21 protein-coding genes are annotated in these 23,603 nt (G+C 74.7%); 12 read left to right on the top strand and 9 right to left on the bottom strand.

Annotated features, from left to right (window positions below; translation table 11 throughout):
* The first annotated feature begins 3 nt into the window (after positions 1–3).
* Genes GOBS_RS25705 through GOBS_RS18780 form a run of 4 tightly spaced genes read left to right on the top strand, consistent with a single transcriptional unit; the run spans position 4 to position 3,093 of the window.
* Positions 4–294: a glutamate-cysteine ligase family protein gene (locus GOBS_RS25705; protein ID WP_481808251.1), complete on the top strand. Its 291-nt coding sequence runs from the start codon at positions 4–6 to the stop codon at positions 292–294.
* Positions 295–323: 29 nt separating this feature from the next.
* Positions 324–1,115, top strand: coding sequence for an SDR family NAD(P)-dependent oxidoreductase (locus GOBS_RS18790; protein WP_012949855.1), 792 nt, complete (start codon positions 324–326; stop codon positions 1,113–1,115).
* 4 nt (positions 1,116–1,119) lie between these two features.
* Positions 1,120–2,403: an erythromycin esterase family protein gene (locus GOBS_RS18785; RefSeq protein WP_012949854.1), complete on the top strand. Its 1,284-nt coding sequence runs from the start codon at positions 1,120–1,122 to the stop codon at positions 2,401–2,403.
* 9 nt (positions 2,404–2,412) lie between these two features.
* Positions 2,413–3,093 carry an alpha/beta hydrolase gene (locus tag GOBS_RS18780; RefSeq protein WP_012949853.1) on the top strand — a complete coding sequence of 227 codons (681 nt, stop codon included), beginning with the start codon at positions 2,413–2,415 and terminating at the stop codon, positions 3,091–3,093.
* Positions 3,094–3,215: 122 nt separating this feature from the next.
* On the opposite strand, the gene GOBS_RS18775 is transcribed toward GOBS_RS18780, so the two are convergent.
* A complete protein-coding gene (locus GOBS_RS18775; RefSeq protein ID WP_012949852.1) occupies positions 3,216–4,640 on the bottom strand; it encodes an NAD(P)/FAD-dependent oxidoreductase in 1,425 nt (474 codons plus the stop codon).
* 118 nt (positions 4,641–4,758) lie between these two features.
* Between GOBS_RS18775 and GOBS_RS18770 the strand changes: the two genes are divergently transcribed.
* From GOBS_RS18770 to GOBS_RS18740, 7 genes are all read left to right on the top strand, one after another.
* The gene (locus tag GOBS_RS18770) at positions 4,759–5,418 is read left to right on the top strand and encodes an alpha/beta fold hydrolase (RefSeq protein WP_012949851.1); all 660 of its coding nucleotides are present in this window, start codon (positions 4,759–4,761) and stop codon (positions 5,416–5,418) included.
* A 63-nt stretch (positions 5,419–5,481) separates the two neighbouring features.
* Positions 5,482–6,648: an ROK family protein gene (locus GOBS_RS18765; protein WP_085949940.1), complete on the top strand. Its 1,167-nt coding sequence runs from the start codon at positions 5,482–5,484 to the stop codon at positions 6,646–6,648.
* A gap of 375 nt (positions 6,649–7,023) precedes the next feature.
* Positions 7,024–8,589: a sugar ABC transporter ATP-binding protein gene (locus tag GOBS_RS18760; protein ID WP_012949849.1), complete on the top strand. Its 1,566-nt coding sequence runs from the start codon at positions 7,024–7,026 to the stop codon at positions 8,587–8,589.
* On the top strand, positions 8,586–9,752 hold the full coding sequence (locus GOBS_RS18755) for an ABC transporter permease (protein WP_012949848.1): 1,167 nt from the start codon (positions 8,586–8,588) through the stop codon (positions 9,750–9,752). Before GOBS_RS18760 ends, GOBS_RS18755 begins: the two co-directional genes overlap by 4 nt.
* A gap of 95 nt (positions 9,753–9,847) precedes the next feature.
* Entirely contained in the window at positions 9,848–10,912 is a 1,065-nt protein-coding gene (locus GOBS_RS18750; protein WP_012949847.1) for a substrate-binding domain-containing protein, read from the top strand.
* Between the two features lie 66 nt (positions 10,913–10,978).
* Positions 10,979–12,142, top strand: coding sequence for a Gfo/Idh/MocA family protein (locus GOBS_RS18745; RefSeq protein ID WP_012949846.1), 1,164 nt, complete (start codon positions 10,979–10,981; stop codon positions 12,140–12,142).
* Positions 12,143–12,315: 173 nt separating this feature from the next.
* Positions 12,316–13,323, top strand: a complete 1,008-nt coding sequence (locus GOBS_RS18740) for a sugar phosphate isomerase/epimerase family protein (RefSeq protein ID WP_012949845.1) — start codon at positions 12,316–12,318, stop codon at positions 13,321–13,323.
* A 51-nt stretch (positions 13,324–13,374) separates the two neighbouring features.
* Here GOBS_RS18740 and GOBS_RS18735 read toward each other — a convergent pair whose 3' ends face one another.
* The 4 genes from GOBS_RS18735 to GOBS_RS18720 all read right to left on the bottom strand — a co-directional run bounded on the left by GOBS_RS18735 (position 13,375) and on the right by GOBS_RS18720 (position 17,615).
* Positions 13,375–13,866, bottom strand: coding sequence for a cupredoxin domain-containing protein (locus GOBS_RS18735; protein WP_012949844.1), 492 nt, complete (start codon positions 13,864–13,866; stop codon positions 13,375–13,377).
* 314 nt (positions 13,867–14,180) lie between these two features.
* Positions 14,181–14,681, bottom strand: coding sequence for a hypothetical protein (locus GOBS_RS18730; protein ID WP_012949843.1), 501 nt, complete (start codon positions 14,679–14,681; stop codon positions 14,181–14,183).
* Between the two features lie 95 nt (positions 14,682–14,776).
* A complete protein-coding gene (locus tag GOBS_RS18725) occupies positions 14,777–16,372 on the bottom strand; it encodes a DEAD/DEAH box helicase (protein ID WP_085949939.1) in 1,596 nt (531 codons plus the stop codon).
* A gap of 223 nt (positions 16,373–16,595) precedes the next feature.
* Positions 16,596–17,615 (bottom strand): GlxA family transcriptional regulator, encoded by a 1,020-nt coding sequence (locus tag GOBS_RS18720; RefSeq protein ID WP_012949841.1) that lies wholly within the window; start codon positions 17,613–17,615, stop codon positions 16,596–16,598.
* 72 nt (positions 17,616–17,687) lie between these two features.
* Between GOBS_RS18720 and GOBS_RS18715 the strand changes: the two genes are divergently transcribed.
* On the top strand, positions 17,688–19,004 hold the full coding sequence (locus GOBS_RS18715; RefSeq protein ID WP_243697542.1) for an MFS transporter: 1,317 nt from the start codon (positions 17,688–17,690) through the stop codon (positions 19,002–19,004).
* Positions 19,005–19,019: 15 nt separating this feature from the next.
* On the opposite strand, the gene GOBS_RS18710 is transcribed toward GOBS_RS18715, so the two are convergent.
* The 4 genes from GOBS_RS18710 to ppk2 form a co-directional block, all read right to left on the bottom strand.
* A complete protein-coding gene (locus GOBS_RS18710) occupies positions 19,020–19,352 on the bottom strand; it encodes a hypothetical protein (protein WP_166487455.1) in 333 nt (110 codons plus the stop codon).
* Between the two features lie 83 nt (positions 19,353–19,435).
* Positions 19,436–21,070 (bottom strand): GMC family oxidoreductase, encoded by a 1,635-nt coding sequence (locus tag GOBS_RS18705; RefSeq protein WP_012949838.1) that lies wholly within the window; start codon positions 21,068–21,070, stop codon positions 19,436–19,438.
* The gene (locus GOBS_RS18700) at positions 21,067–22,578 is read right to left on the bottom strand and encodes an aldehyde dehydrogenase family protein (protein ID WP_012949837.1); all 1,512 of its coding nucleotides are present in this window, start codon (positions 22,576–22,578) and stop codon (positions 21,067–21,069) included. Before GOBS_RS18700 ends, GOBS_RS18705 begins: the two co-directional genes overlap by 4 nt.
* A gap of 47 nt (positions 22,579–22,625) precedes the next feature.
* On the bottom strand, positions 22,626–23,558 hold the full coding sequence (gene ppk2 / locus GOBS_RS18695; protein WP_012949836.1) for a polyphosphate kinase 2: 933 nt from the start codon (positions 23,556–23,558) through the stop codon (positions 22,626–22,628).
* Positions 23,559–23,603 lie beyond the last annotated feature (45 nt).

The following is a 23,603-nucleotide window of genomic DNA, read 5'->3' as shown; positions in this document are numbered from 1 at the left end:
GAGCTGTTGCGAGCCGCCCGCTGGCGGGCCGCCCGCGACGGCCTCGGCGGGGAGCTGTTCGACCCGGTGCGCGGCGAGCCGGTGCCCGCGCGGGGCGCCGTGGGCGCGCTGGTCGCCGAGCTCGCCGACGACCTGCGCGCGCACGGCGAGGAGGACGACGTCGCCGCGCTGCTCGACCGGCTCTGGGAGCGCGGCACCTCGGCCGCGCGGCAGCGGGCCATCTGGGCGCGCACCGGCGACCCGCGGGCGGTGGCCGCCGAGGTGGTGCGGGACGGGGCCGCCGGGGCGGGGTGACGCGCGGGCCGCCGGGGTAGGGGACGCGCATGACCGAACCGCGACCCCTCGCCCTCGTCACCGGCGCCTCGAGCGGCATCGGCTTCGAGCTGGCCCGCCAGTTCGCCGAGAACGGCTTCGACCTGCTCGTCACCGCCGAGGACCCCACCATCGACACCGCTGCGGCGAAGCTGCGCAGCTCGGGCACCGCCGTGTCGGGCTTCCAGGCCGACCTGAGCACCGCCACCGGGGTCGACGCCCTGTGGGACGCCGTCCAGGCCGCCGGCCGGCCGCTCGCCGCCGCGGCCCTCAACGCCGGGGTCGGCAAGGGCGGCCCCTTCGTCGAGAACCTGATCGAGGACGAGCTGGCGATCATCGACCTGAACGTCCGCTCCACGGTCCTGCTCGCCAAGCACGTGCTGCGCCACATGGCAGCCCGCGGCGAGGGGCGGGTGCTGTTCACCTCATCGGTCGCCTCGACCATGCCCGGGCCCTACCAGGCCGTCTACAACGCCTCGAAGTCGTTCGTCCAGTCCTTCGCCGAGGCGGTCGCCGAGGAGCTGGCGGACGCCGGCGTCACGGTCACCTCGCTGATGCCGGGGCCGACCGACACCGAGTTCTTCGAACGCGGCGACCTCATGGACACCACGCTCGGCCAGGGCCCGAAGGACGATCCGGCGCAGGTCGCGGAGCAGGGCTTCGCGGGCCTGATGAAGGGCGAGCGCAAGGTGCTGGGCGGCTCGGCGATGAGCAAGGCGCAGGCGGTGGTCAACTCGGTCCTGCCGGACGGGCTCAAGGCCAAGGGGCACGCGAAGATGGCCGAGCCCGGCAGCGCGGAGTAGCGCCATGGCAGGCGTCCGCGACCTGGCCCTGCCGCTGCGGGACCCCGCCGACCTCGACCCGTTGCTCGAGCGGGTCGGCGACGCGCGCATCGTCGCGATCGGCGAGGCCAGCCACGGCACGCACGAGTACTACGCCTGGCGGGCCGCGCTGACCCGCCGGCTGATCACCGAGCGTGGCTTCGGCCTCGTCGCGGTCGAGGGCGACTGGCCGGACTGCTACCGGGTCAACCGCTCGGTCAAGCACCGCCCCGGTGCCGACGCGGACCCGCGTGACGCCCTGGACGCCTTCTCCCGCTGGCCGACCTGGATGTGGGCCAACGACGACGTCGTCGACTTCTGCCGGTGGCTGCGTGACGTCAACGCCGAGCGCGCCGAGGGCGAGCGGGTCGGCTTCTACGGCCTGGACGTCTACAGCCTCTGGGACTCCATGCAGGAGCTCGTCGGCTGGCTGCGCGACAACGAGCCCGAGCACGTGGACACGGCGGTCCGGGCGCTGCGCTGCTTCGAGCCGTTCGGGGAGGACGGCGCCGAGTACGCCTTCGCCAGCCGCTTCGCGCCGACCTCCTGCGAGCAGGCCGCCGTCGACCTGCTGCACCACCTGTGCGAGGAGCGCGGCCGCGAAGAGTCCGAGGGGGACCCCGAGGCCCGCTTCTCCGCCGAGCAGAACGCCGCGGTCGTCGTCGACGCGGAGCGCTACTACCGGGCGATGGTGCAGGGCTCGGCGGAGTCGTGGAACGTCCGCGACGTCCACATGGTCGACGTCCTCGACCGGCTGCTCGCCCATGCCGGGGACAAGGCCGTCATCTGGGAGCACAACACGCACATCGGGGACGCCCGTGCCACCGACATGGCCGACGTCGGGATGACCAACGTCGGGCAGCTGCTGCGCGAGCGGCACGGCCTCGACGACGTCGTCCTGGTCGGCTTCGGCGGGTACCGCGGCGGCGTCATCGCCGGCAGCGAGTGGGGCGCGCAGATGCAGCGGATGCCGGTGCCCGAGGCCCGGCCCGGCAGCCTCGAGGCGCTGCTGCACGAGGAGCTGGGCCGCGACGCGCTGCTCGTGTGGAGCCGCGACGGCTCCCAGCCGGCCGAGCTGGAGCGCCGGCTGGACCACCGGGCGATCGGCGTGGTCTACCGGCCCGAGCGGGAGAAGTGGGGCAACTACGTGCCGACCGTGCTGGGGGAGCGCTACGACGCTTTCGTCTACCTGGAGGACACCGCGCCCCTGCAGCCGCTGCACCTGGAGCGGGCCGACGAGCACGTGCCGCCGCTGGCGCACGCGGTCTAGGGCCCGGTCATGGCGCTCCCGCACGCCGCGGAGGGACGGCTCGCAGCCCGTCCGCCGGCCACACCGGCCGCGGTGCCGTACCCACCGGGCATCCGCACGCTGGAGCTGGGGCCGCACGCGCAGGCGCAGCTCGTCGTCCCCGACGGGCCGCCCCGGCCGCGACCCCTGCTGGTGTTCTTCCACGGCGCCGGGGGCACGGCGGCGCAGTCCGTGGCCCTGGTCGGCGACCCGGCCACCGCGCGGGACGCCCTGGTGCTGGCCCCGTCGTCGGTCGCCTCGACCTGGGACCTCATCGCCGGCGGCCTCGGCCGGGACGTCGCGGTGCTCGACGCGGCCCTGGAGCAGGTCTTCGCCCGCCAGCCGGTCAGCCGCGTGGCTCTCGGCGGCTTCTCCGACGGCGCCTCGTACGCGCTCAGCCTCGGGCTGGCCAACGGCGACCTCGCCGAGGCGGTCCTGGCCTTCTCCCCGGGGTTCGCCGTCCCGCCGCGGCTGGCGGGCCGGCCGCGGATCTGGATCTCCCACGGCACCGACGACCGCGTGCTCCCCGTCGCGCGGTGCGGACGGCGGCTGGCCCGCGAGCTGGGCACCAGCGGGTACGAGGTCACCTACGAGGAGTTCGACGGCGGCCACGTCGTCCGGCCCGGAGACGTGACCGCCGCCCTCACCACCTGGCTGGGCGGACCCGGTTGAGCCGTGAGCGCGATGGCCCCGTCACGGGCCCCGCTGGCCCCGTCCAGAGGCTCGCCGCGAGCCTGCGAGCGGTGAGGAGGACGGGGTCCTTCTCCGAAGGGTGGGGAGGACGGGGTCCTTCTTCAGGCGGACCTGCGCTCGGTGATGTCCGTCGGAGGTGCCTGCGGGTCCTTCCGGCCGCCGGTCTTGCCGACCGCGAACCCCGGGCCGAGCTCCTCCAGGGCCAGCCGTCCGTACACCTGCTGCTGGGTGGCCACCCGCTCGGCGCGACTGCGGCCCAGGAAGCTGACCATCCAGTGCAGCACCGCGGTGACCCGGCTCTTGAAGCCCACGATGTACATCAGGTGCACGACCAGCCAGAGCACCCAGGCGAAGAAACCCTCGAACTTGAGGTTCTTGATGTCGGCGACGGCGGAGAACCGGGAGATCGTCGCCATGTTGCCCTTGTCGCGGTAGTGGAACGGGCCGCGCGCCTCGCGCCCGGCGATCCGCCGCGTGATCTGGTCGGCGGCGTACCGCCCACCCTGGATGGCGACCTGGGCCACGCCGGGCAGCTTGTCCAGCGCCATCATGTCGCCGACGACGTGCACCTCGGGGTGCCCGGGCAGGGTGAGGTCGGGCAGCACGTTGATGCGGCCGGCGCGGTCGATCTCGGCGCCGGACTGCTCGGCGAGCAGCCGCCCGAGCGGACTGGCCTGCACGCCCGCCGCCCACACCTTGGTGGCCGCCTGGATGCGGCGGACCTGCCCGTCGCGGTCCTTGACCTCCAGGCCGTCGGCATCGAGGTCGGTGACCATCGCGCCGAGCTGGACCTCGACGCCGATCTCGTTGAGGTGCCGGCGGGCGCGCTCGCCGAGCTTCTCGCCGAACGGCGGCAGGACCTGCGGGGCGGCGTCGAGCAGGATGACCCGGGCCTGGGTCGGGTCGATGCTGCGGAAGTCGCGGCGCAGGGTGCGGTGGGCCAGCTCGGCGATCTGTCCGGCCATCTCCACACCGGTCGGACCGGCGCCCACCACCACGAAGGTGAGCAACCGGTCGCGCTCGGCCGGGTCCGTGGCGAGCTCGGCCAGCTCGAAGGCGCCGAAGATGCGCCCGCGCAGCTCCAGGGCGTCGTCGATGCTCTTCATGCCGGGCGCGAACACGGCGAAGCGGTCGTTGCCGAAGTAGGACTGCCCGGCGCCGGCGGCGACGATCAGCTCGTCGTAGGGGTGCACCGTGGTGCGGCCCAGGATGGTCGAGGTGACCGTGCGGGCGGCCAGGTCGACATCGGTGACCTCGCCGAGCGCGACCCGGGCGTTCTTCTGGTGCCGCAGGATCTCGCGGGTGGCCGGTGCGATCTCGCCCTCGGACAGGATGCCGGTGGCCACCTGGTACAGCAGCGGCTGGAACAGGTGGTGGCTGGTCTTGCCGATGACGGTGACGTCGACCGGGGCCCGCTTGAGCGCCTTGGCGGCGAACAGCCCGCCGAAGCCGGAGCCGACGATGACGACCCTGGGCCGACCGGACGGGGAGGCGCCGACGGGGCCGGCCACAGGTGATGTCGTCATGATGAATAAGTCTCCCACCTCGGGGTCCCCGGGGCCTGACGCTCCGGAGCGATCCAGGTCACAGTGCGCCGTCCTACCCGCTGGTGAGCGCCTCACGCCGGCGCGGTAGACCGCTTCGGTGCCGAATCCCGCGACCCGGCCCGTCCTCGTCCCCGGGCTCGGGCTCGACGGGCGCTCGTCGGCCCGGCTCCGGGAGCTGCTGCCGGCCGACGTCATCCTGCTGCCGGGGATGGGGCTGCCCGGCCCCGTGCCGTCGCTCGAGGAGCTCGCCGTCCTGCTGCGGGACCGGCTCGGCGGAGGGCCGGTGCTGCTGGTCGGCCACTCCCAGAGCTGTCAGGTGGTCGCCGCCCTGGCCGGTGACCCGTGCGTCACCGGGCTGGTGCTGCTGGGGCCGACCACCGACCCGCGGCTGCGCTCTGCCGCGAGGCTCGTCCGGCGGTGGCTGGCCACGGCCGTCCGCGAGCGGTGGCCGCACGCGCTGCTGGCGCTGCCGCAGTGGCTGCACACCGGGCCGCGGGCCATGCGGCAGCTGTGGGCCGTGGCCTCGCCCGACCGGATCGACGTCCGGCTTCGGACGGTCGGCGTCCCGGTGACCGTCGTCCGCGGCACCCGCGACCGGCTCTGCGCGCACGACTGGGCCGCCGCCGTGGCCGCGGCCGCGCCCTCCGGCCGGCTGGTCGAGCTGCCGGGCGCGGCGCACCTGACCCCGATGACCCACCCGGGGGAGGTCGCGGCCCTCGTGCGCGAGGCCGCGGCGCAGCAGCTCCCGGGCGCCTGACGACGGGGAGCGCAGGTGGCCCGAGCACTCGGATGGGTGGCCGCTGCGTGACACGATGTGCTCGTGGCCTCCTCCTCCGCCTCGGCCGGCGCGCTGCTGCGGCACGTCCGCACCGGCCGCGCGCGCAGCCGGGCCGAGCTGGTGGCGCTGACCGGCGCCTCGCGGAACACCGTCAGCGCCCGGGTCGACCAGCTGATCGCGGCCAACCTCCTCGCCGAGGGCGGACGCGGCTGGAGCACCGGCGGGCGCCCGCCGACACTCCTGCAGTTCAACAGCCGGGCCGGCTGCGTGCTCGCGGTCGACCTGGGCGTCACGAGCGTCGACGTCGCCGTCACCGACCTCTCGGCGCAGGTCCTGGCCACGGTCGGCCACCCCATCGACATCGCCGACGGGCCCCGGCCGGTGCTCGCCGAGGTCGACCGGCTGGCCCAGCTGGTCCTCGCCGACGCCGGCCTGGAGCCGGCCGACGTGTGCGCCGTGGGGATCGGCGTCCCGGGCCCGGTGGAGCACTCCAGCGGGCGCCCGTCCCACCCGCCGATCATGCCCGGCTGGCACGACTTCCCGATCCCCAGCGCCTTCGGCCGCTACGAGTGCCCGGTCTACGTCGACAACGACGTGAACGTCATGGCGCTGGGGGAGATGGGCGCCGCCGGGTCGGTGCAGGACGTGCTGGTCGTCAAGGTCGGCACCGGCATCGGCTGCGGCGTCATCGTCGACGGGCGGGTCTACCGCGGGGCGCAGGGCAGCGCCGGGGACATCGGGCACATCCACGTGACGACGCCCGACGGGCGGCTGGTGACCTGCCGCTGCGGCCAGGAGAACTGCCTGGAGGCGCTCGCCGGCGGTGGCGCGCTGCTCCGCGACGCCGTCGCGGCGGGGCTCCCGGTCAGCACCACCCGCGAGGTCGTGGAGCGCGCCGCCCAGGGTGACGGCGCGGCGATCGAGCTGGTCCGCGAGGCCGGGCGGACGATCGGCACGGTGCTCGCGGCGCTGGTCAACTTCTTCAACCCGCACCGCATCGTCGTGACCGGCGGCGTGGCCCAGGCCGGCGTCCCGCTGCTCGCCGGCATCCGGGAGTCGGTGTACCGGCGGTCGATGCCGCTGGCCGCCCGCGCCCTGGAGATCACCGTCAGCGAGGCGCCCGAGCTCTCCGGCCGGGTCGGCGCCGCCCTCATGGCCATCGAGGGCTTCCTCGACGAGGAGTCGGTCGAGCAGGCCCTCGCGCGGTGACACGGTCGGCCCACCGGCCGACACCGCGGCCAGGTGCCGTCCCCGGCCGTCGCTGAGCCCTCCCGGCACTCGATCGCGGGGAGCCTGCGGCCCCCACTCCTCGCGCCGCCTCGCAGGGCGGCTCACCTGGACACCGCGCCAGGCGCCGAGCCCCGCTCGCTCGCGGAAACGTTGCGTCGCGCCTGCGCGGACCCCTCGGTGCGGTCCGGGAGGTCCGCCATGCCATCGGGTCTCATTTCGGCAACCCCCCGTTCAGTGGCCTTGACCACGTCCGGCACCGCCCCTTATGTTCTCGCCTCAGCCGACTAATGGTCAGTGTTGAGCAGAAGTTCGGGTGGTGTCGCAGTGGCTGTCTCTCATCCTCCCCGCGCCGGGGTGCCTCCTCTGCTGGAGGTGCACGGCGTCGTCAAGTCGTTCCCGGGCGTAAGGGCGCTCGACGGGGTCGACCTCGACGTCCGGGCGGGGGAGGTGCACTGCCTGCTCGGCCAGAACGGCGCCGGCAAGTCGACGCTGATCAAGGTGCTCGCCGGGGCGCACCAGCCCGACGCCGGCCGGATCAGCTGGCGCGGGGAGCCCGTCCGGCTCACCGACCCGCAGGCGGCGATGTCGCTCGGGATCGCGACCATCTACCAGGAGCTGGACCTGGTCGCCGGTCTCACCGTCGCCGACAACGTCTTCCTCGGCCGCGAGCACGCGCGGCTCGGTCTCACCCGGCCGTCCTCGGCCAACCGCGCCGCCGCCCGCCTGCTGGAGCGCCTCGGCCACGCCGACATCCGGCCCACCGCCGAGGTCGGCTCGCTGCCGGCGGCCGCGCAGCAGATGGTCAGCATCGCCCGGGCCCTCTCCCAGGACGCGAAGCTGATCATCATGGACGAGCCGTCGGCCGTCCTGGACAGCGAGGAGGTCGAGCGGCTGTTCGCGGTGATCCGCGACCTCACCGCCCACGACGTCGCCGTCGTCTACATCTCCCACCGCCTCGAGGAGATCCGCGAGGTCGGCGACCGGATCACCGTCCTCAAGGACGGCCGCACCGTCGCCACCGGCCTGCCCGCCCGCGAGACCCCGACCCGCGAGGTCATCACGCTGATGACCGGCCGCGACATCGAGTACGTCTTCCCCGAGCGGCGGGAGCACCCCGACCTCGACGCCGCCCCGCTGCTCGAGGTCGAGGGGCTGGGGCTGCGCGGCTCCTTCGCCGACGTCTCCTTCACCGTCCGCCCCGGCGAGGTCGTGGGCCTCGCCGGCCTGGTCGGCTCCGGGCGCTCGGAGATCCTCGAGAGCGTCTACGGCGCCCGCCGCCCGACGTCCGGCACGGTCCGTGTCGGCGGCCGGCGGCTGCGCCCGGGGGACGTCGCCGCAGCGGTCTCGGCCGGCGTCGGCCTGGCTCCCGAGGAGCGCAAGAGCCAGGGGCTGCTGCTGGGGGAGTCGATCTCGCGCAACATCAGCCTCTCGAGCCTGGCCCGGTTCGCCCGCGCCGGCTTCTTGTCCCGGTCCGCGGAGGCCGAGGCCGCACGGCAGCAGGTGACCGCGCTGGAGGTCCGCCCGGCCGACGTCGACCGGGAGGTCCGGACGCTGTCGGGCGGCAACCAGCAGAAGGTCGTGCTGGCCCGCTGGCTGCTGCGCGACTGCCGGGTGCTGCTGCTCGACGAGCCGACCCGTGGCGTCGACGTCGGCGCCCGCTCGGAGATGTATGCGCTGATCCGCGGGCTGGCCGACCGCGGCGTGGCCGTCGTCGTGGTCTCCAGCGAGATCCCCGAGGTGCTCGGCCTGGCCGACCGGGTCCTGGTCATCGGCGACGGCCGCGTGCTCACCGAGGAACCGGCCGGCGCGCTCGACGAGCACCGGGTGCTCGACCTGGTCATGGAGGACGCGGCCGCCCACGGCGGCCCGATGCACACGCGAGACGACGAGCACGCACAGCGCGAAGGGGACGTGGCATGAGCAGCACGACCGTGGCGACGGGGACGGACGCTCCCCGGCAGCCCTCCGGCACGGCGGGGCGCCGCAGCGGGGCAGGGTTCCTCGCCGGTCCCGTGGGCCGCAACCTCGGCCTGGTCGTCGCCCTGGCGGTGCTCTGCATCGTCGGCACCGCCACCGCCCCCGACCGGTTCCTCGCCGTCGACAACGTGCTCACCATCCTGCGGCTGGCCGCCGTGATCGGCGTGGTGAGCATCGGGATGACGTTCGTGATCATCGGCGGCGGCATCGACCTCTCGGTGGGCGCGATCGTGGCGCTGTCCTCGGTGTGGGCGACGACGCTGGCCACCCAGGCGATGGCGGCGGACTTCCACTGGATCGTCATGGTGGTCACCGCGCTCCTGGTGGGCGCCGGGTGCGGGCTGGTCAACGGGATCGTCATCGCCTACGGCAAGCTCGTCGCCTTCATCGCCACCCTGGCCATGCTGGCGGCCGCCCGCGGCCTGGCGGAGATCATCGCCAACCGGCGCACCCAGATCGTGCAGGACCGCGACTTCCTGGCCTTCTTCTCCGGCGACGTCCTCGGCGTCCCCACGCTCGTGGTGATCTTCGCGCTGGTCGCGATCGCCGGGTGGGTGCTGCTCAACCGCACGACGTTCGGCCGGCGCACCTTCGCCGTCGGCGGCAACGCCGAGGCCGCGCGGTTGGCCGGCATCCGGGTGCAGCGGCACACCATGTGGCTCTACGTGCTCTCCGGCGTCACCTGCGGCATCGCCGCGGTCATGCTCATGGCCCGGACGACGACCGGCAGCTCCACCCACGGCACGCTCTACGAGCTCGACGCGATCGCCGCGGTGGTCATCGGCGGCACGCTGCTCATCGGCGGCCGCGGCACCATCGTCGGCACCGTCCTGGGCGTGCTGATCTTCACCACGCTCGGCAACGTCTTCACGCTGAACAACCTGTCCAGCTCCGCCCAGGCGGTCGCCCGCGGCGTGATCATCGTCGTCGCCGTCCTGCTGCAGATGCGGCTGGCGACCGGCTCCTTCAGCCTCGGCCGGCTCGGCCGCGGCTCCGGCACCGGCAGCCCGCCCGCCCCGGCCGGCGCGGCCGGCACGGTCTCCGGCGGCGCGACCCCCGGCGGCCCCGGCGGCCTCGCGCCCGGCGCGACGACCGACCGCCCCTGACGAGGTCCGGGGCGCACCCGTCCCGGACCGGCACCACCCGCACGACCCACCACCTGGCCGACGACAGCCAGGGAGGCGATTCCCGAGGAGAGAAAATGTCTGCAGCGAGGCAGCGCCCGTTCCGTCGTGTCACGTCGACCGCGCTCGCCGTTCTCGGCGCCGGCGTCCTGGTCGCCGGCTGCACGAGCAACACCCCCGAGGCCTCCGGCGGCGGGGGCGGGGGCGGGGGCGGAGGCGAGGCCGCCAGCCCCAACGACGAGGCCGGCGAGACGGTGCGCATCGGGTTCTCCGCCCCGGCCGCCGACCACGGCTGGATGGCCGGCATCAGCCAGGCCGCGCAGGCCGAGGCCGAGCGCTACGGGGACGTCGAGCTGAGCGTCGCCGAGGGCACCAACGACGTCAGCACCCAGATCAGCCAGGTCGAGACCTTCATCAACGAGGGCGTCGACGCGATCGTGCTGCTCCCCTTCGACGGCGCCGCGCTCACCCCGGTCGCACTGCGGGCCATGGAGGCCGGCATCACCGTCGTCAACGTCGACCGCGAGTTCAACAGCCCCTTCGCCGCCCGGGCCACCGTCCTCGGCGACAACTACGGCATGGGCGTCTCGGCCGGCCAGTACATCTGCACGCAGCTGGGCGACCAGCCCGACGCGGTCGTCGCGGAGATCGCCGGCATCGACTCGCTGCCCCTGACGCAGGACCGCAGCCAGGGCTTCGCCGACGCGCTGTCCGAGTGCGGCCTCAACGTGGACAACCGCGTGGCGGCGGACTTCACCGTCGAGGGCGGGGAGCGGACCGCGGCCAACCTGCTGCAGGCCGCGCCGCAGATCGACGCCATCTGGAACCACGACGACGACCAGGGCGTCGGTGTCCTGGCCGCCATCACCAACGCCGGCCGGGACGAGTTCTTCATGGTCGGTGGTGCCGGGTCGGCCAACGCGATGCGCGAGATCCAGGGCGGCCAGTCGGTGCTCGACGCGACGGTCATCTACCCGCACACCCAGGCCGCGGACGGGATCGCGCTCGCCCGGCTGATCGCGCAGGGCAAGAGCCTGTCCGACCTCTCCTCCCAGGGGGTGCCGCAGCGGATCGTGCTCGACGCCCCGGTCGTCACCGCCGACAACGTCGACCAGTACATCGACGCCGCGTTCGAGTCCTGACCCGCTGATGCGGAGTCGCCGGGTGCCGCGACGAGCGGCACCCGGCGACCCGACCGAGGAGACCGCATGACCCCGACCCTCGGCGTCGGCCTGATCGGCTACGCCTTCATGGGCGCTGCGCACTCCCAGGCCTGGCGCACCGCCCCCCACTTCTTCGACCTGCCGCTGCGTCCCGAGCTCACCGTGCTGGCCGGCCGGGACGCCGTCCGCGTCGCCGACGCCGCCGGACGGCTGGGCTGGACGTCGACCGAGACCGACTGGCACCGCGTGCTCGAGCGTGACGACGTCGGCCTCGTGGACGTCTGCACGCCCGGCGACACCCACGCCGAGATCGCGATCGCCGCGCTCGAGGCGGGCAAGCACGTGCTCTGCGAGAAGCCACTGGCCAACACGGTCGCCGAGGCCGAGGCGATGGCCGACGCCGCCGCCCGTGCCGCCGCCCGCGGCGTGCGGTCGATGGTCGGCTTCACCTACCGCCGGGTGCCCGCGATCGGCCTGGCGCGCGAGCTGGTCGCGCAGGGCCGGCTCGGCGAGATCCGGCACGTCCGCGCGCAGTACCTGCAGGACTGGATCGCCGACCCCCAGGCGCCGATGTCGTGGCGGCTGCAGAAGGAGCGGGCCGGGTCCGGCGCGCTCGGCGACATCGGCGCGCACATCGTCGACCTCACCCAGCACGTCACCGGGCAGCGGCTCACCGGGGTCAGCGCGCTGCTGGAGACCTTCGTCGAGGAGCGGCCGCTGCCGGCGGCCGAGGGGTCGCTGTCCGGCGTCGCCGGCCAGGGCACCGGCACGGTCACGGTGGACGACGCCGCGATCTTCCTCGGCCGGTTCGACGGCGGGGCGCTGGCCACCTTCGAGGCGACCCGCTTCGCGCTCGGCCGGAAGAACGCCATCCGGATCGAGGTCAACGGCTCGCGCGGCAGCCTGGCCTTCGACTTCGAGGACATGAACGTCCTGCAGTTCTTCGACGGCGACGAGCCGGCCGCCACCGCGGGCTTCCGGCGCATCCTCGTCACCGAGCCCGAGCACCCCTACGTCGGCGCCTGGTGGCCGGCCGGGCACGGCCTGGGCTACGAGCATGGCTTCACCCACCAGGTCGTCGACCTGGTCACCGCCATCGCCAAGGGCGAGGACCCCACGCCGTCCTTCGCCGACGGGCTGCAGGTGCAGCGGGTGCTCGACGCCGTCGAGCGCAGCGCCGCCGCGCGCTCCGTGTGGACCGAGATCTGAGACAGGACCCCCCACCCCCCACCACTCGCAAGCTCGCGGCGGGCCCCTGCAGGGGGCCGCTCGTCCTCCCCACCCCTCGCAAGAGGACCCCCTGCCCCCACGGCTGGCAAGCCCGCCGCGGGACCCCGCAGGGGGCCGGGGCCCGGGACGAGGCCGACCGAGAGGAGACCACGATGCCCCGTCCCGTCACCCTGTTCACCGGCCAGTGGGCCGACCTGCCGTTCGAGGAGGTGGCCCGGCTCGCCTCCGAGTGGGGCTACGACGGCCTGGAGATCGCCTGCTGGGGCGACCACCTCGACGTCGAGCGCGCCGCGATCGACGACGCGTACGTGCAGGAGCGCCTCGCCCTGCTCGACAAGTACGGCCTGAAGGTCTGGGCCATCTCCAACCACCTCAACGGCCAGGCCGTCTGCGACGACCCGATCGACGAGCGGCACCGCGGCATGGTGCACCCCCGCGTGTGGGGTGACGGCGACCCCGAGGGCGTCCGGCAGCGGGCCGCCGAGGAGATGAAGACGACCGCCCGCGCGGCGGCCAGGCTCGGCGTGAACACCGTCGTCGGCTTCACCGGGTCGAAGATCTGGAAGACCGTGGCGATGTTCCCGCCGGTCCCCGGGTCGATGGTCGAGGACGGCTACCGCGACTTCGCCGACCGGTGGAACCCGATCCTCGACGTCTTCGACGAGGTCGGAGTGCGGTTCGCGCACGAGGTGCACCCGTCGGAGATCGCCTACGACTACTGGACGACGGTCCGCACGATGGAGGCCATCGGCCACCGGGAGGCCTTCGGGCTGAACTGGGACCCCAGCCACTTCGTGTGGCAGGACCTCGACCCCGTCTCGTTCATCTGGGACTTCAAGGACCGGATCTACCACGTCGACTGCAAGGACGCGAAGAAGCAGGTCGGCAACGGGCGCAACGGCCGGATGGGTTCGCACCTGCCCTGGGCCGACCCGCGGCGCGGCTGGGACTTCGTCTCCACCGGCCACGGCGACGTCCCGTGGGAGGCCTGCTTCCGGATGCTCAACACCATCGGCTACGACGGGCCGATCTCGGTCGAGTGGGAGGACGCCGGCATGGACCGCCTGGTGGGCGCCCCCGAGGCGCTGGCGTTCGTGCGCCGGCTGGCCTTCGACCCGCCGGCGGCCGCCTTCGACGCGGCCTTCGCCAGCGGCAACTGAGGAAGGACCCCCTGCTCCTCCACCGAGCGGCGGGGAGCAGGGGGTCCTTCGTCAGGCCGCGACCGTGACCGGGAGCTCCATGCCGGCCGCGCGGTGCGCGCCGACGGAGCAGTAGAAGACGTAGTCGCCGGGCGCGAGCTCGACCTCGAGCGTGGCCGACTCGCCCGGCTGCAGCACCTCGGTGCCGGCCACGTCGCTGCCGCCCTGCTCGACGACGAAGTCGTGCGGCATGCGGCCGTTGTTGGTGACCTCGAAGGAGTACGTGCCCGCCGAGAAGGAGTCCTCGGAGAGCTCGATGAACATCTCGCCCTCGCTGACCGAGACCGTCTCGCTCTCGGCCTCCGCCGGAGCGCTCGACGAGGAGGAGGTCGGAGCCGCGGCCGAGGTGCTCGCCTCCGCGCTGCTCGAGGGTGCGCTGCTCGTGGGCGCGGCGTCGGCGGCGTCGTCCTCCGCTGAGCAGCCGCTCACCAGGCCGATCCCGAGGGCCAGGACGAGTGGCGCGACGCGGCGGGCAGAGCGGGCGGGACCGATCGCGTGGGGCACGCGGGACCTCCTGGGAGCCGACGGGACCCCACCCCGACGGCGGCTCCCCGTAGCCGGGGATGCTGCAACGCTCACGCACCCGCGCGGAACCCCCTGACGCGGGGAGCAGGACGGCGCGGGCTCTCCGTCACTGTCCGGAACCAGGCGATGACGGTGGTGTACACGTCGCCGGGGCTGCCGCTCGTCCGCGCTCGCCGCGGCGCACGAGGCGGGGCGGCCCTCGGCCAGGGCGTGCGTCGATGCCGGATCGTCGGCCGGCTGTTCCTGTCGAGGTGAGGCGGGGCCGGGGGAGTCCTCCCCGGCCCCGCGTCGTGTCACTCGGCGCGGGCGGCGGCCTTCGCGACCTTCTTGTTGGCCTTGGCCAGCGTCTTGGCGGCCTTGCGCACCCGGCGCGGCTCCCGGTCGATGGTGCCGCGGGTGAGCAGGCCGACGCCGATGCCGAGCAGCCACACGTCCTTGGCCACTGACAGCCCCTCCTGGGTCGGGGCCAGGCTGCCCGGCTTCCGCATCCCGGGGGTGTTCAGGTAGAGGCCGAGCAGCCCGCCGGAGAAGGCGGTCAGCGCCGCGCCGGCCACGGCGGTGGGCACGAACGGCGTCAGCAGCGCCGTCCCGACGGCGATCTCGCCGTACGCCAGCGCCTTGGCGAACGTCGCCGGGTCGACGCTCTTGAGGAACGGGTAGGTGCCGGAGGCGAAGCCGTGCAGTCCGGCCGCGGTGCCCTCGTCGGCGCCGCGCTTGCCCAGGCCGCTGTTGAGGATGAAGGCGCCGGCCGAGATGCGGGGCGCGATCTCGGACAGGGTGATGGGCAGTGCCATGGTGCTCCTCGCTGGTCGCAGACGGTCAGGGCCTGGCCTGGCCCTGGTCGAGGACTGCAGTGCCCACCACCCCGGGGGTCAATCCTGACCGCCGGTCAGCGGCCCCCGCGGCGGGACCGGCCGCTGAACGACGCCGCCGTGTGCGTTCCGGCGCGCGCCGCGAGCTCGGCCCGGGTGCGCGCCGGACCCGATGCGCGGCCCGAGCCGCGGGAAGAGGACGTCGTCCCGCCGCCGGACGCGGTGCCCGGCTGGCCGCCGGAGCGACCGGACCCGCCCGCCGGACGGCGGCGCCGGCCGCCGCCCTGGCCCTGCGGCTGGGGCTCCGGCGCGGGCGCCGGCTCGACGTGCGGGGCGGCCGGCCCGGTCAGCTCGGTGATCTCCGCCGCGCCCGGGCGGACGACGCTGACCTTCGGGGCGATGCCGGCCTGGCGGGCCAGGGTGCGGACCTCGCCGGCCTGGTCGGGCGTCGACACGGTGACGACGGCGCCCTCGGCACCGGCGCGGGCGGTGCGGCCCGAGCGGTGCAGGTAGGCCTTGTGCTCTGCCGGCGGGTCGACGTGCACGACGAGTGCGACGTCGTCGACGTGGATGCCACGCGCCGCGATGTCGGTGGCGCACAGCACCCGGCTGGCACCCGTGGTGAACGCCTCGAGGTTGCGCTCACGGGCGTTCTGGCTGAGGTTGCCGTGCAGGTCGACGGCCGGGATGCCCGACGCGGTCAGCTGCTTGGCCAGCTTCTTGGCCTGGTGCTTGGTGCGGGTGAACAGCACGCTGCGGCCCAGCCCGGACGCCAGCTGGCGGACGACCTCGGCCTTGTCTGCGGTCTGCACCTGCAGGACGTGGTGGGTCATGGTGCTGACCGGGGCCACGGCCGGGTCGACCGAGTGCGTGACCGGGTTGCTCAGGTAGCGCTTGACCAGCACGTCGACGCCGTTGTCCAGCGTGGCCGAGAAGAGCAGCCGCTGGCCGACCTCCGGGGTGCGGTCCATGAGGCGCTTGACGCCGGGCAGGAAGCCCAGATCGGCCATGTGATCGGCCTCGTCGAGGATGGTGATCTCGACGGCGCCGAGGTCGCAGTGGCCCTGGCCGATGAGGTCCTCGAGCCGGCCGGGGCAGGCGATCAGGACGTCTATGCCACCGGCCAGCGCCTGCACCTGCGGGTTCTGGCCGACACCACCGAAGATCGTCGTCGTCTTCATGCCCAGGGCGCGGGCCATCGGGTCGACGACGGCGGCGACCTGGTTGGCCAGCTCGCGGGTGGGGACGAGGATCAGCGAGCGGGGCCGCTTCGGCTGCCGCCGGCTGACCGAGGCGGCGAGGCGAGCGACCAGCGGCAGGCTGAAGGCCAGCGTCTTGCCCGAGCCGGTGCGTCCGCGCCCGAGCACGTCACGGCCGGCGAGGCTGTCGGGCAGCGTCGCGACCTGGATCGGGAACGGTGCGGTGATGCCGCTGGCGGTCAGCACCTCGACCAGCGGGGCGGGGACGCCGAGGTCGGCGAAGGTGGCGTCGGTGGGCAGCACGGTGGCGGGCGCGCCGGCCGGGACGACCGCGGCCGGAACCGCCGCGGCGGTCGGCGCCGGCCGCTGCTGCGCGGCCTGCTGGGCGGTGTCGGGGCGGCTGCCCCGGCCGCGGCCGCCACGGCGGCGGCGGGTGCCCTCGGGGGCAGGAGTGGACCGGTCGTGCGGGGTCATGGGGTGTTCCTCGGTGCTCGGTTCGCCGTCGGGCGACCCGGCACGAGCGCACCAGCGGCCCTGCACGGGGCAGGGCCGGGTACCGCGTCGTCGGCGGGACGTCGGACAGCCGGGCGCGCCGGGGTGGCGCTGCCGCAGCCCGACGTCCGTTCCTGCGCCCCGGATGGGCAGCAGGGCAACGCCGGTACTGCTACTCAACCAGACGCGGCGCCGGCCTGTGCCGTCAGACGGGGGAGGGGCCGGTCACACCGCGGCCGCGGTAGCTGCGCCGGTAGGTGCCCGGCGCCACCCCGATGGTGGCCCGCAGGTGCTGGCGCAGGGACGCCGGCGTGCCGAAGCCCGCTTCGTCGGCGACCCGGTTGATCGGCGCGTCGGTGGACTCCAGCAGCTGGCGGGCGAGCGCCAGCCGCTGCCCGGCCAACCAGCGCAACGGCGACAGACCGGTCTCGTCGCGGAAGCGGCGGGTGAAGGTCCGCACGCTCATCCGCGCGTGCGCGGCGAGGTCGGCCAGCGTCAGCGGCTCGCCCAGCCGCTCGACGGCCCAGGCGCGGGTCGCCGCCGTACCGATGTCCCCCACCTCGGGCAGCGGCCGCTCGACGAACTGCGCCTGGCCGCCCTCCCGCCACGGGGCGACGACGTTGCGCCGCGCCACCCGGTTGGCCACCTCGCAGCCGTGGTCGCGGCGGACGAGGTGCAACAGCAGGTCGATGCCGGCGGCGTTGCCGGCGGAGGTCAGCACGTCGCCGTCGTCGACGAAGAGCACCCCGGGGTCGACCCGGACGGCCGGGAACAGCCGCTGCAGCGTCTCGGCGTGCATCCAGTGCGTGGTGGCCGGGCGCCTCTCGAGCAGGCCGGCCGCGGCGAGCACGAAGGCGCCGGTGCAGATGGACACCAGCCGCGCGTGCCCGGCGGCGGTGCGCAGCGCGTCGGCGAGCCCGTCGGGGATCGTGCCGTCGGTCATCGCCGGCCCCCCGTGCACCCCCGGGACGACGACCGTCCCGGCGGAGGCCAGCAGGGAGGCGTCGTGCTCGGGCGTGATCGAGTACCCGGCGGAGGTGCGGACCGGCCCGCCGTCGAGCGTGGCGACCCGCACGCGGTAGAGCCGGTGCCCGTCGGCGTCGACCGCGGACTCCAGCAGCCGGTGCGGGAGGCCGAGCTCGAAGGCGATGGAGCCGGGCAGCGCCAGGACGGCGACGTCGTGGACCGGGCCCGTGAGCACGGCCGGACCGAGACCTGCTGTCATGGCCGGATCCTTGCACGTGTTGGCCGCCGGGCCACTGTCCGCCCGTCCGCGGCGTCCGCCATGCTCTCCGTCGTGACGAGCATCGCCGCGCCGCGCACGCACCGGGTCCACCCCGCCTGGTGGGTCGCCGGGGTGACCCTCCTGGCCCTGGTCGGCGCCGCGGCGTTCCGGGCGGTGCCCGGGGTCCTCATCGAGCCGCTGCGCGCGGAGTTCGGCTGGTCGGTCACGACCATCTCCGCCGCGGTCGCGGTCAACATGGCGCTCTACGGGCTGACCGCGCCGTTCGCCGCCGCGCTGATGGAGCGCTTCGGCATCCGCCGGGTCGTGGTCGGGGCGCTGCTGCTGACGGCCACCGGCAGCGGCCTCACCGTCTTCATGACCGCGAGCTGGCAGCTGGTGCTGCTGTGGGGCTTCCTCGTGGGCCTCGGCACCGGGTCGATGGCGTTGTCGCTGGTCGCGACGGTGACCGGCCGCTGGTTCGTGGCCCGCCGCGGTCTGGTGTCCGGGATCCTCACCGCCGGCGGGGCGACCGGGCAGCTGGTGTTCCTCCCGCTGGTGGCCTGGGCCGACACGACCTGGGGCTGGCGGTCGGCGTCACTGGGCACGACTGCGGCCGCGCTGGCCGTCGTCCCCCTGGTGCTGTGGCTGCTGCGCGACCGGCCGCGCGACGTCGGTGCCGTGCCCTACGGCGGAACGGCGGCCGACGACGTCGACCCGGTCCGCACCGGCGCGGCGCGGACGGCGGTGCGCGGGCTGGTGTCGGCCGTACGCTCGACGCCGTTCTGGCTGCTGGCCGGGGGCTTCTTCATCTGCGGGCTGTCGACCAACGGGCTGGTCCAGCCGCACTTCATCCCGGCCGCGCACGACCACGGCATGCCGATCACCACCGCGGCCGGGCTGCTCGCCGTCGTCGGGGTCTTCGACATCGCCGGCACGGTGCTCTCCGGCTGGCTGACCGACCGCGTCGACCCGCGGGTGCTGCTGCTGGCCTACTACGGGCTGCGCGGCCTGTCGCTGTTCCTGCTGCCGACCCTCTTCGGGCCCGACCTGCACGTCAGCATGGTGGCGTTCATCGTGTTCTACGGCCTGGACTGGGTGGCCACCGTGCCGCCGACGCTGGCGCTGTGCCGCGAGTTCTTCGGTCCGCGGGCGCCGGTGGTGTTCGGCTGGGTCTTCGCCTCGCACCAGGTGGGCTCGGCGTTCGCGGCCTTCGGCGGCGGCGTGATCCGCGACGTGACCGGCTCCTACGACCCCGCGTGGCTGGTGGCCGGGGCGCTCTGCATCGCCGCGGCGGCCATGTCGTTCCTGATCCCCCGTCGGCCGGCCGCGGCGGGGACGGCGCTGCCCACGGACCCCGAGGAGGCCGCGGCCGCCCAGGCCCACGGATGAGCCGGGTCCGTCGCCTCAGCGGGTGCGCCGGGGGAACCCCGTCCCGGCGGCGGCGACCGTCTGCCGGCGCTCGGCCCAGCGCCGTTCGGCGGCCAGGCCGTCGGCGAAGCCCCGGGCGTACCAGAGGGGTGCGTTCGCCTCGAGGCCGCTCGGCGGGTCGCCGGGCCGGTCCCCCCAGAGCAGGCGCGCGAAGGCCGCGGGGTCGCGGCCCCGGCAGCACGTCGAGGGCGGGTCGACCGGGCCGTGCGGCTCGAACCGCGCGGCGGCGTGGCCGTCCCTGCGGCCGAAGGCGTGGGCGGTCTCGAGCAGGGCCCAGTAGGGCGGCTCACGGAGGCGTCCGGTGCTCACGCCCGTCGGAGCACCGAGGCGGGCCGACGGATACACCGGGCGAGGAGTTCCCGGCGCCGGGCGGCCCCGTCCCGGCTCCCCGTTCAGGCGGTGCCGGTGAGGGCCGGGTCGACGCTGCGGCCGGTGATCAGGTCGGCCGCCCGCTCGGCGATCATGATCGTCGGCGCGTTGGTGTTGCCGCGCACGAGCGTCGGCATGACCGAGGCGTCGACCACCCGCAGCCCCTCGACGCCGTGCACCCGCAGCTGCGCGTCGACCACCGCGTCGTCGTCGGTGCCCATCCGGCACGACGAGACCGGGTGGTACAGCGACTCGAGGCTGTCGCGCACCGCCCGCCGCAGACCGTCGCGGGTGTGCACCGCGCCGCCGGGGGACCACTCCTCGGCGAGGACGTCGGACAGCGGGCCGCCGCTGGCGATCTCCCGCGTCTTCTCGACACCGCACACCAGCGCGTCGAGGTCGCGCTCGTCGGTGAGGTAGCCGGCGTCGATGGCCGGTGCCCACGTGGGGTCGGCCGAGCGCAGCCGCACCGAGCCGCGCGAGTGCACCCGGACCAGGACGGCGGCGGCGGTGAACGCGTCGACGTCGGGGTCGACCCGCGCCTGCTGCCAGAACTTCACCGGCAGGAAGTGGTACTGCAGGTCGGGTTCGGGCAGGTCCGGCCGGGAGCGGGTGAACAGCCCCGCCTCGGCCAGGTTGGAGGTCAGCGGGCCGCGGCGGGCGCCGAACCAGCGCGCGTAGCCCGACGGCGACTCCGCCCGGTGCAGCGACCTCCCCGACCGGGTGTGCCAGACGACCGGCACCAGCGGGTGGTCCTGCAGCCCGCCGCCGACGCCGGGCAGGTCGGAGACGACGTCGACGTCGACCCGGCGCAGGTGCGCGCCCGGGCCGATGCCCGAGAGCATCAGCAGCTGCGGCGAGTTCACCGCGCCGCCGGCCAGCACGACCTCGGCCGCGGCGTGCGCGGTGTGCGTCCGCCCGCTCGACCGGTACTCGACGCCGGTGGCCCGCCCGCCGGACACCAGCACCCGCGTGGTCAGCGCGCCGGTGCGCACGGTCAGGTTGGGCCGGGCCGTCGCGGGGTGCAGGTAGGCGTCGGCTGCCGACCAGCGGCGGCCGCGGCGCTGGGTGAGCTGGTAGAGGCCCACGCCCTCCTGTCCGGCGCCGTTGAAGTCGTCGTTGCGGGGGTACCCGGCCGCGACCGCGGACTCCACGGCCGCCCGTGACCAAACGTGGGGGGAGCGCGGGTCCTCGACGCGCAGCGGGCCGCCGACGCCGTGGAACCGGTCCGCGCCGCGGGCGTTGTCCTCCATCCGGCGGAACAGCGGCAGGACGTGCTGGTAGGACCACGAGCGGTCGCCGGTGAGCTCGGCCCACTCGTCGTAGTCGGCCGCCGCGCCGCGGACGTAGATCATCGCGTTGATCGACGACGACCCGCCCAGCAGCTTGCCCCGCGGCCAGAACAGCCGCCGTCCGCCCAGGGCCGGCTGCGGCTCGGTCGTGTAGTTCCAGTCCCGGCGGGTGCGCCAGGTCTTGTACAGCGCCGCCGGTACCTGCACCTCCAGGACGTCGTCCGAGCCGCCGGCCTCCAGCAGCAGCACCCGCAGCGACGGGTCCTCCGACAGCCGCCCGGCCAGCGCGCAGCCGGCCGAGCCCGCGCCGACGACGACGACGTCGTACTCCTCGGTGCCCATGTCTGCCGGGTCCGGCACGGTCACCGGTGCCGCCCGTGGACCAGCCCCATCACGCGGGCGAGCGCGTCGGCGGCCGCTGCGGGCCGGGTGAAGCTCATCAGGTCGACGGGGAGGGTGACCCGCTGGCGGGTGATGGCCTTGGCGCGGGTGAACTCGCGCAGCCCGTCCTCGCCGTGGATCCGGCCGAAGCCGCTCTCGCCCACGCCGCCGAAGGGCAGGGCCGGCACCGAGGCGAAGGTGAGCACCGAGTTCACCGACGTCATGCCGCTCCTCATCCGGCGCGCGAGGTCCATCGCGCGCGCCCTCGACCGGGAGAACACCGCGCCGGCCAGGCCGTGCGCGTTGGCGTTGGTGCGCTCCAGCGCCTCCTCGGCGTCGCGCACCCGCGTGATGGTCAGCGTCGGGCCGAAGGTCTCCTCGCGCACGGCGGCCGAGGTCTCGGGCACCTCGAGCAGCACGGTGGGCGCGACCACCCGCCCCTCGACGGTCCCGCCGACCGCGATCCGGCCACCGGAGGCGACCGCGTCGTCCAGGTGCCGGCGCACCACGTCGGCCTGGGCGGCCATCGTCATCGGGCCGTACGCGGCGTCGTCGTCGGTGCCCGGGCGCAACCCGCGCACCCGCTCGGTCACCTCGGCGACGAAGGCGTCGTAGACCCGCTCGGTGGCGTAGACCCGCTCGATGCCGATGCAGGTCTGCCCCGCGTTGCTCATCGCGCCCCACACCGCGGCATCGGCCGCGGCGGCCACGTCGGCGTCGTCGTCGACGATCATCGCGTCCTTGCCACCGAGCTCCATGAGCACCGGCGTCAGGGTCTCCGCGCAGGCCGCCATCACCCGGCGGCCCGTGGGGGCGGAGCCGGTGAAGGCCAGCTTGCCCACACCGGCGCGGCACAGTGCCGCGCCGGTGTCACCGAGGCCGGTGACGACCTGCAGGGCGTCCGGGACGTCGGGGACGGCGGCCCGCCAGGCCTCGGCCAGCCACACGCCCACCGCCGGCGTGTGCTCCGAGGGCTTGAAGACGACGGCGTTGCCGGCGGCCAGCGCGTAGGCGATCGAGCCCATCGGCGTGAACACCGGGTAGTTCCACGGGCCGATCACGCCCACGACGCCGAGCGGCTGGTACTCCAGCCACGCCGCGTGGTTGGCCGCCAGCAGGCCCGGGCGGACCCGTCGCGGCCCGAGCACCTTGCGGGCGTGCGCTCCGGCCCACGCGAGGTGGTCGACGGTCAGGGTGATCTCGAGGATCGCGTCGGCGTGCGGCTTGCCGTTCTCCCGGTGCACCAGGTCGGCCAGCTCGTGCACCCGGCGGGCGAGACAGCCGCGGTAGGCCGCCAGCCGCGTCCGGCGGCCGTCGAAGCCGAGGTCGGCCCACGCCGCGGCGGCGACGCGGGCACGGTCCACGGCGGCGCGGACGTCCTCGGCGTCCTGGACGGGGAACACACCGACGACCGCGCCGGACGCGGGCGCGGTCGACTCGAACGTCCCGGCGGCGCGGCTCCCGGCGCCGTCCCCCTGCTCGGCGAGCGACATGGGCGCGCAGGTCACTGGTGGGTGGGACTCGTCGGCGGCTGGCCGGCTCACCGGGCCGCAGCCAGCTCGCTCCGCTCGAGCGCCTCGCGGTCGGACTCCAGCACGTCGGCCGCGGCCACGACGATGTTCGGGTCCGGCCGGCCGACGACCGCCTCGTCCTTGCCCTCGTAGGGCAGGGAGTACAGGACGTGGCGCAGCGCCTCGAGCCGGGCCCGCTTCTTGTCGTTGCTCTTGATGACCGTCCACGGGGCGTGGTCGGTGTCGGTGGCCGCGAACATGGCCTCCTTGGCCGCGGTGTAGTCGTCCCAGCGGTCCAGCGAGGCGAGGTCGGTGGGGGAAAGCTTCCACTGCCGCACCGGGTCGATCCGCCGCACGATGAAGCGGGTGCGCTGCTCGCGCCGGGACACCGAGAACCAGAACTTGACCAGCCGGATGCCGCTGTCGACGAGCATCCGCTCGAACTCCGGTGCCTGGCGCACGAAGCGCTCGTACTGCTCGTCGGTGCAGTAGCCCATCACCCGCTCGACGCCGGCGCGGTTGTACCAGGACCGGTCGAACAGCACGATCTCCCCGGCGGCGGGCAGGTGGGCCACGTAGCGCTGGAAGTACCACTGGGTCTGCTCGCGCTCCGAGGGCTTGTCCAGCGCGACGACCCTGGTCCCGCGCGGGTTGAGGTGCTCGGTGAAGCGCTTGATGGTGCCGCCCTTGCCTGCGGCGTCGCGCCCCTCGAAGAGGACGACGAGCTGCTGGCCGGTCTCCTTGACCCAGCCCTGCAGCCGCAGCAGCTGGATCTGCAGCCGGCGCTTCTCCCGCTCGTACTCCGACCGCGGCAACCGCTGGTCGTAGGGATAGCCCTCCCGCCAGGTCTCGATCCGCTTGCCGTCCGGGCCGAAGAGCTCGCCGTCGTCGTCCCAGTCCTCGTCGGAGTCGTCCGCGGGGAGGGCCTGCAACCGGTACTGGGAGACGTCGATCTCGGACACGCAGTGGGGGGTACCCCGGGGAACGGCCCGGTGCACGCGCCGCCC

This window comes from Geodermatophilus obscurus DSM 43160 (assembly GCF_000025345.1).
GTDB lineage: Bacteria > Actinomycetota > Actinomycetes > Mycobacteriales > Geodermatophilaceae > Geodermatophilus > Geodermatophilus obscurus.
Note: the sequence above shows the minus strand (reverse complement) of the source record. Positions and strands in the feature narration are given on the sequence as shown.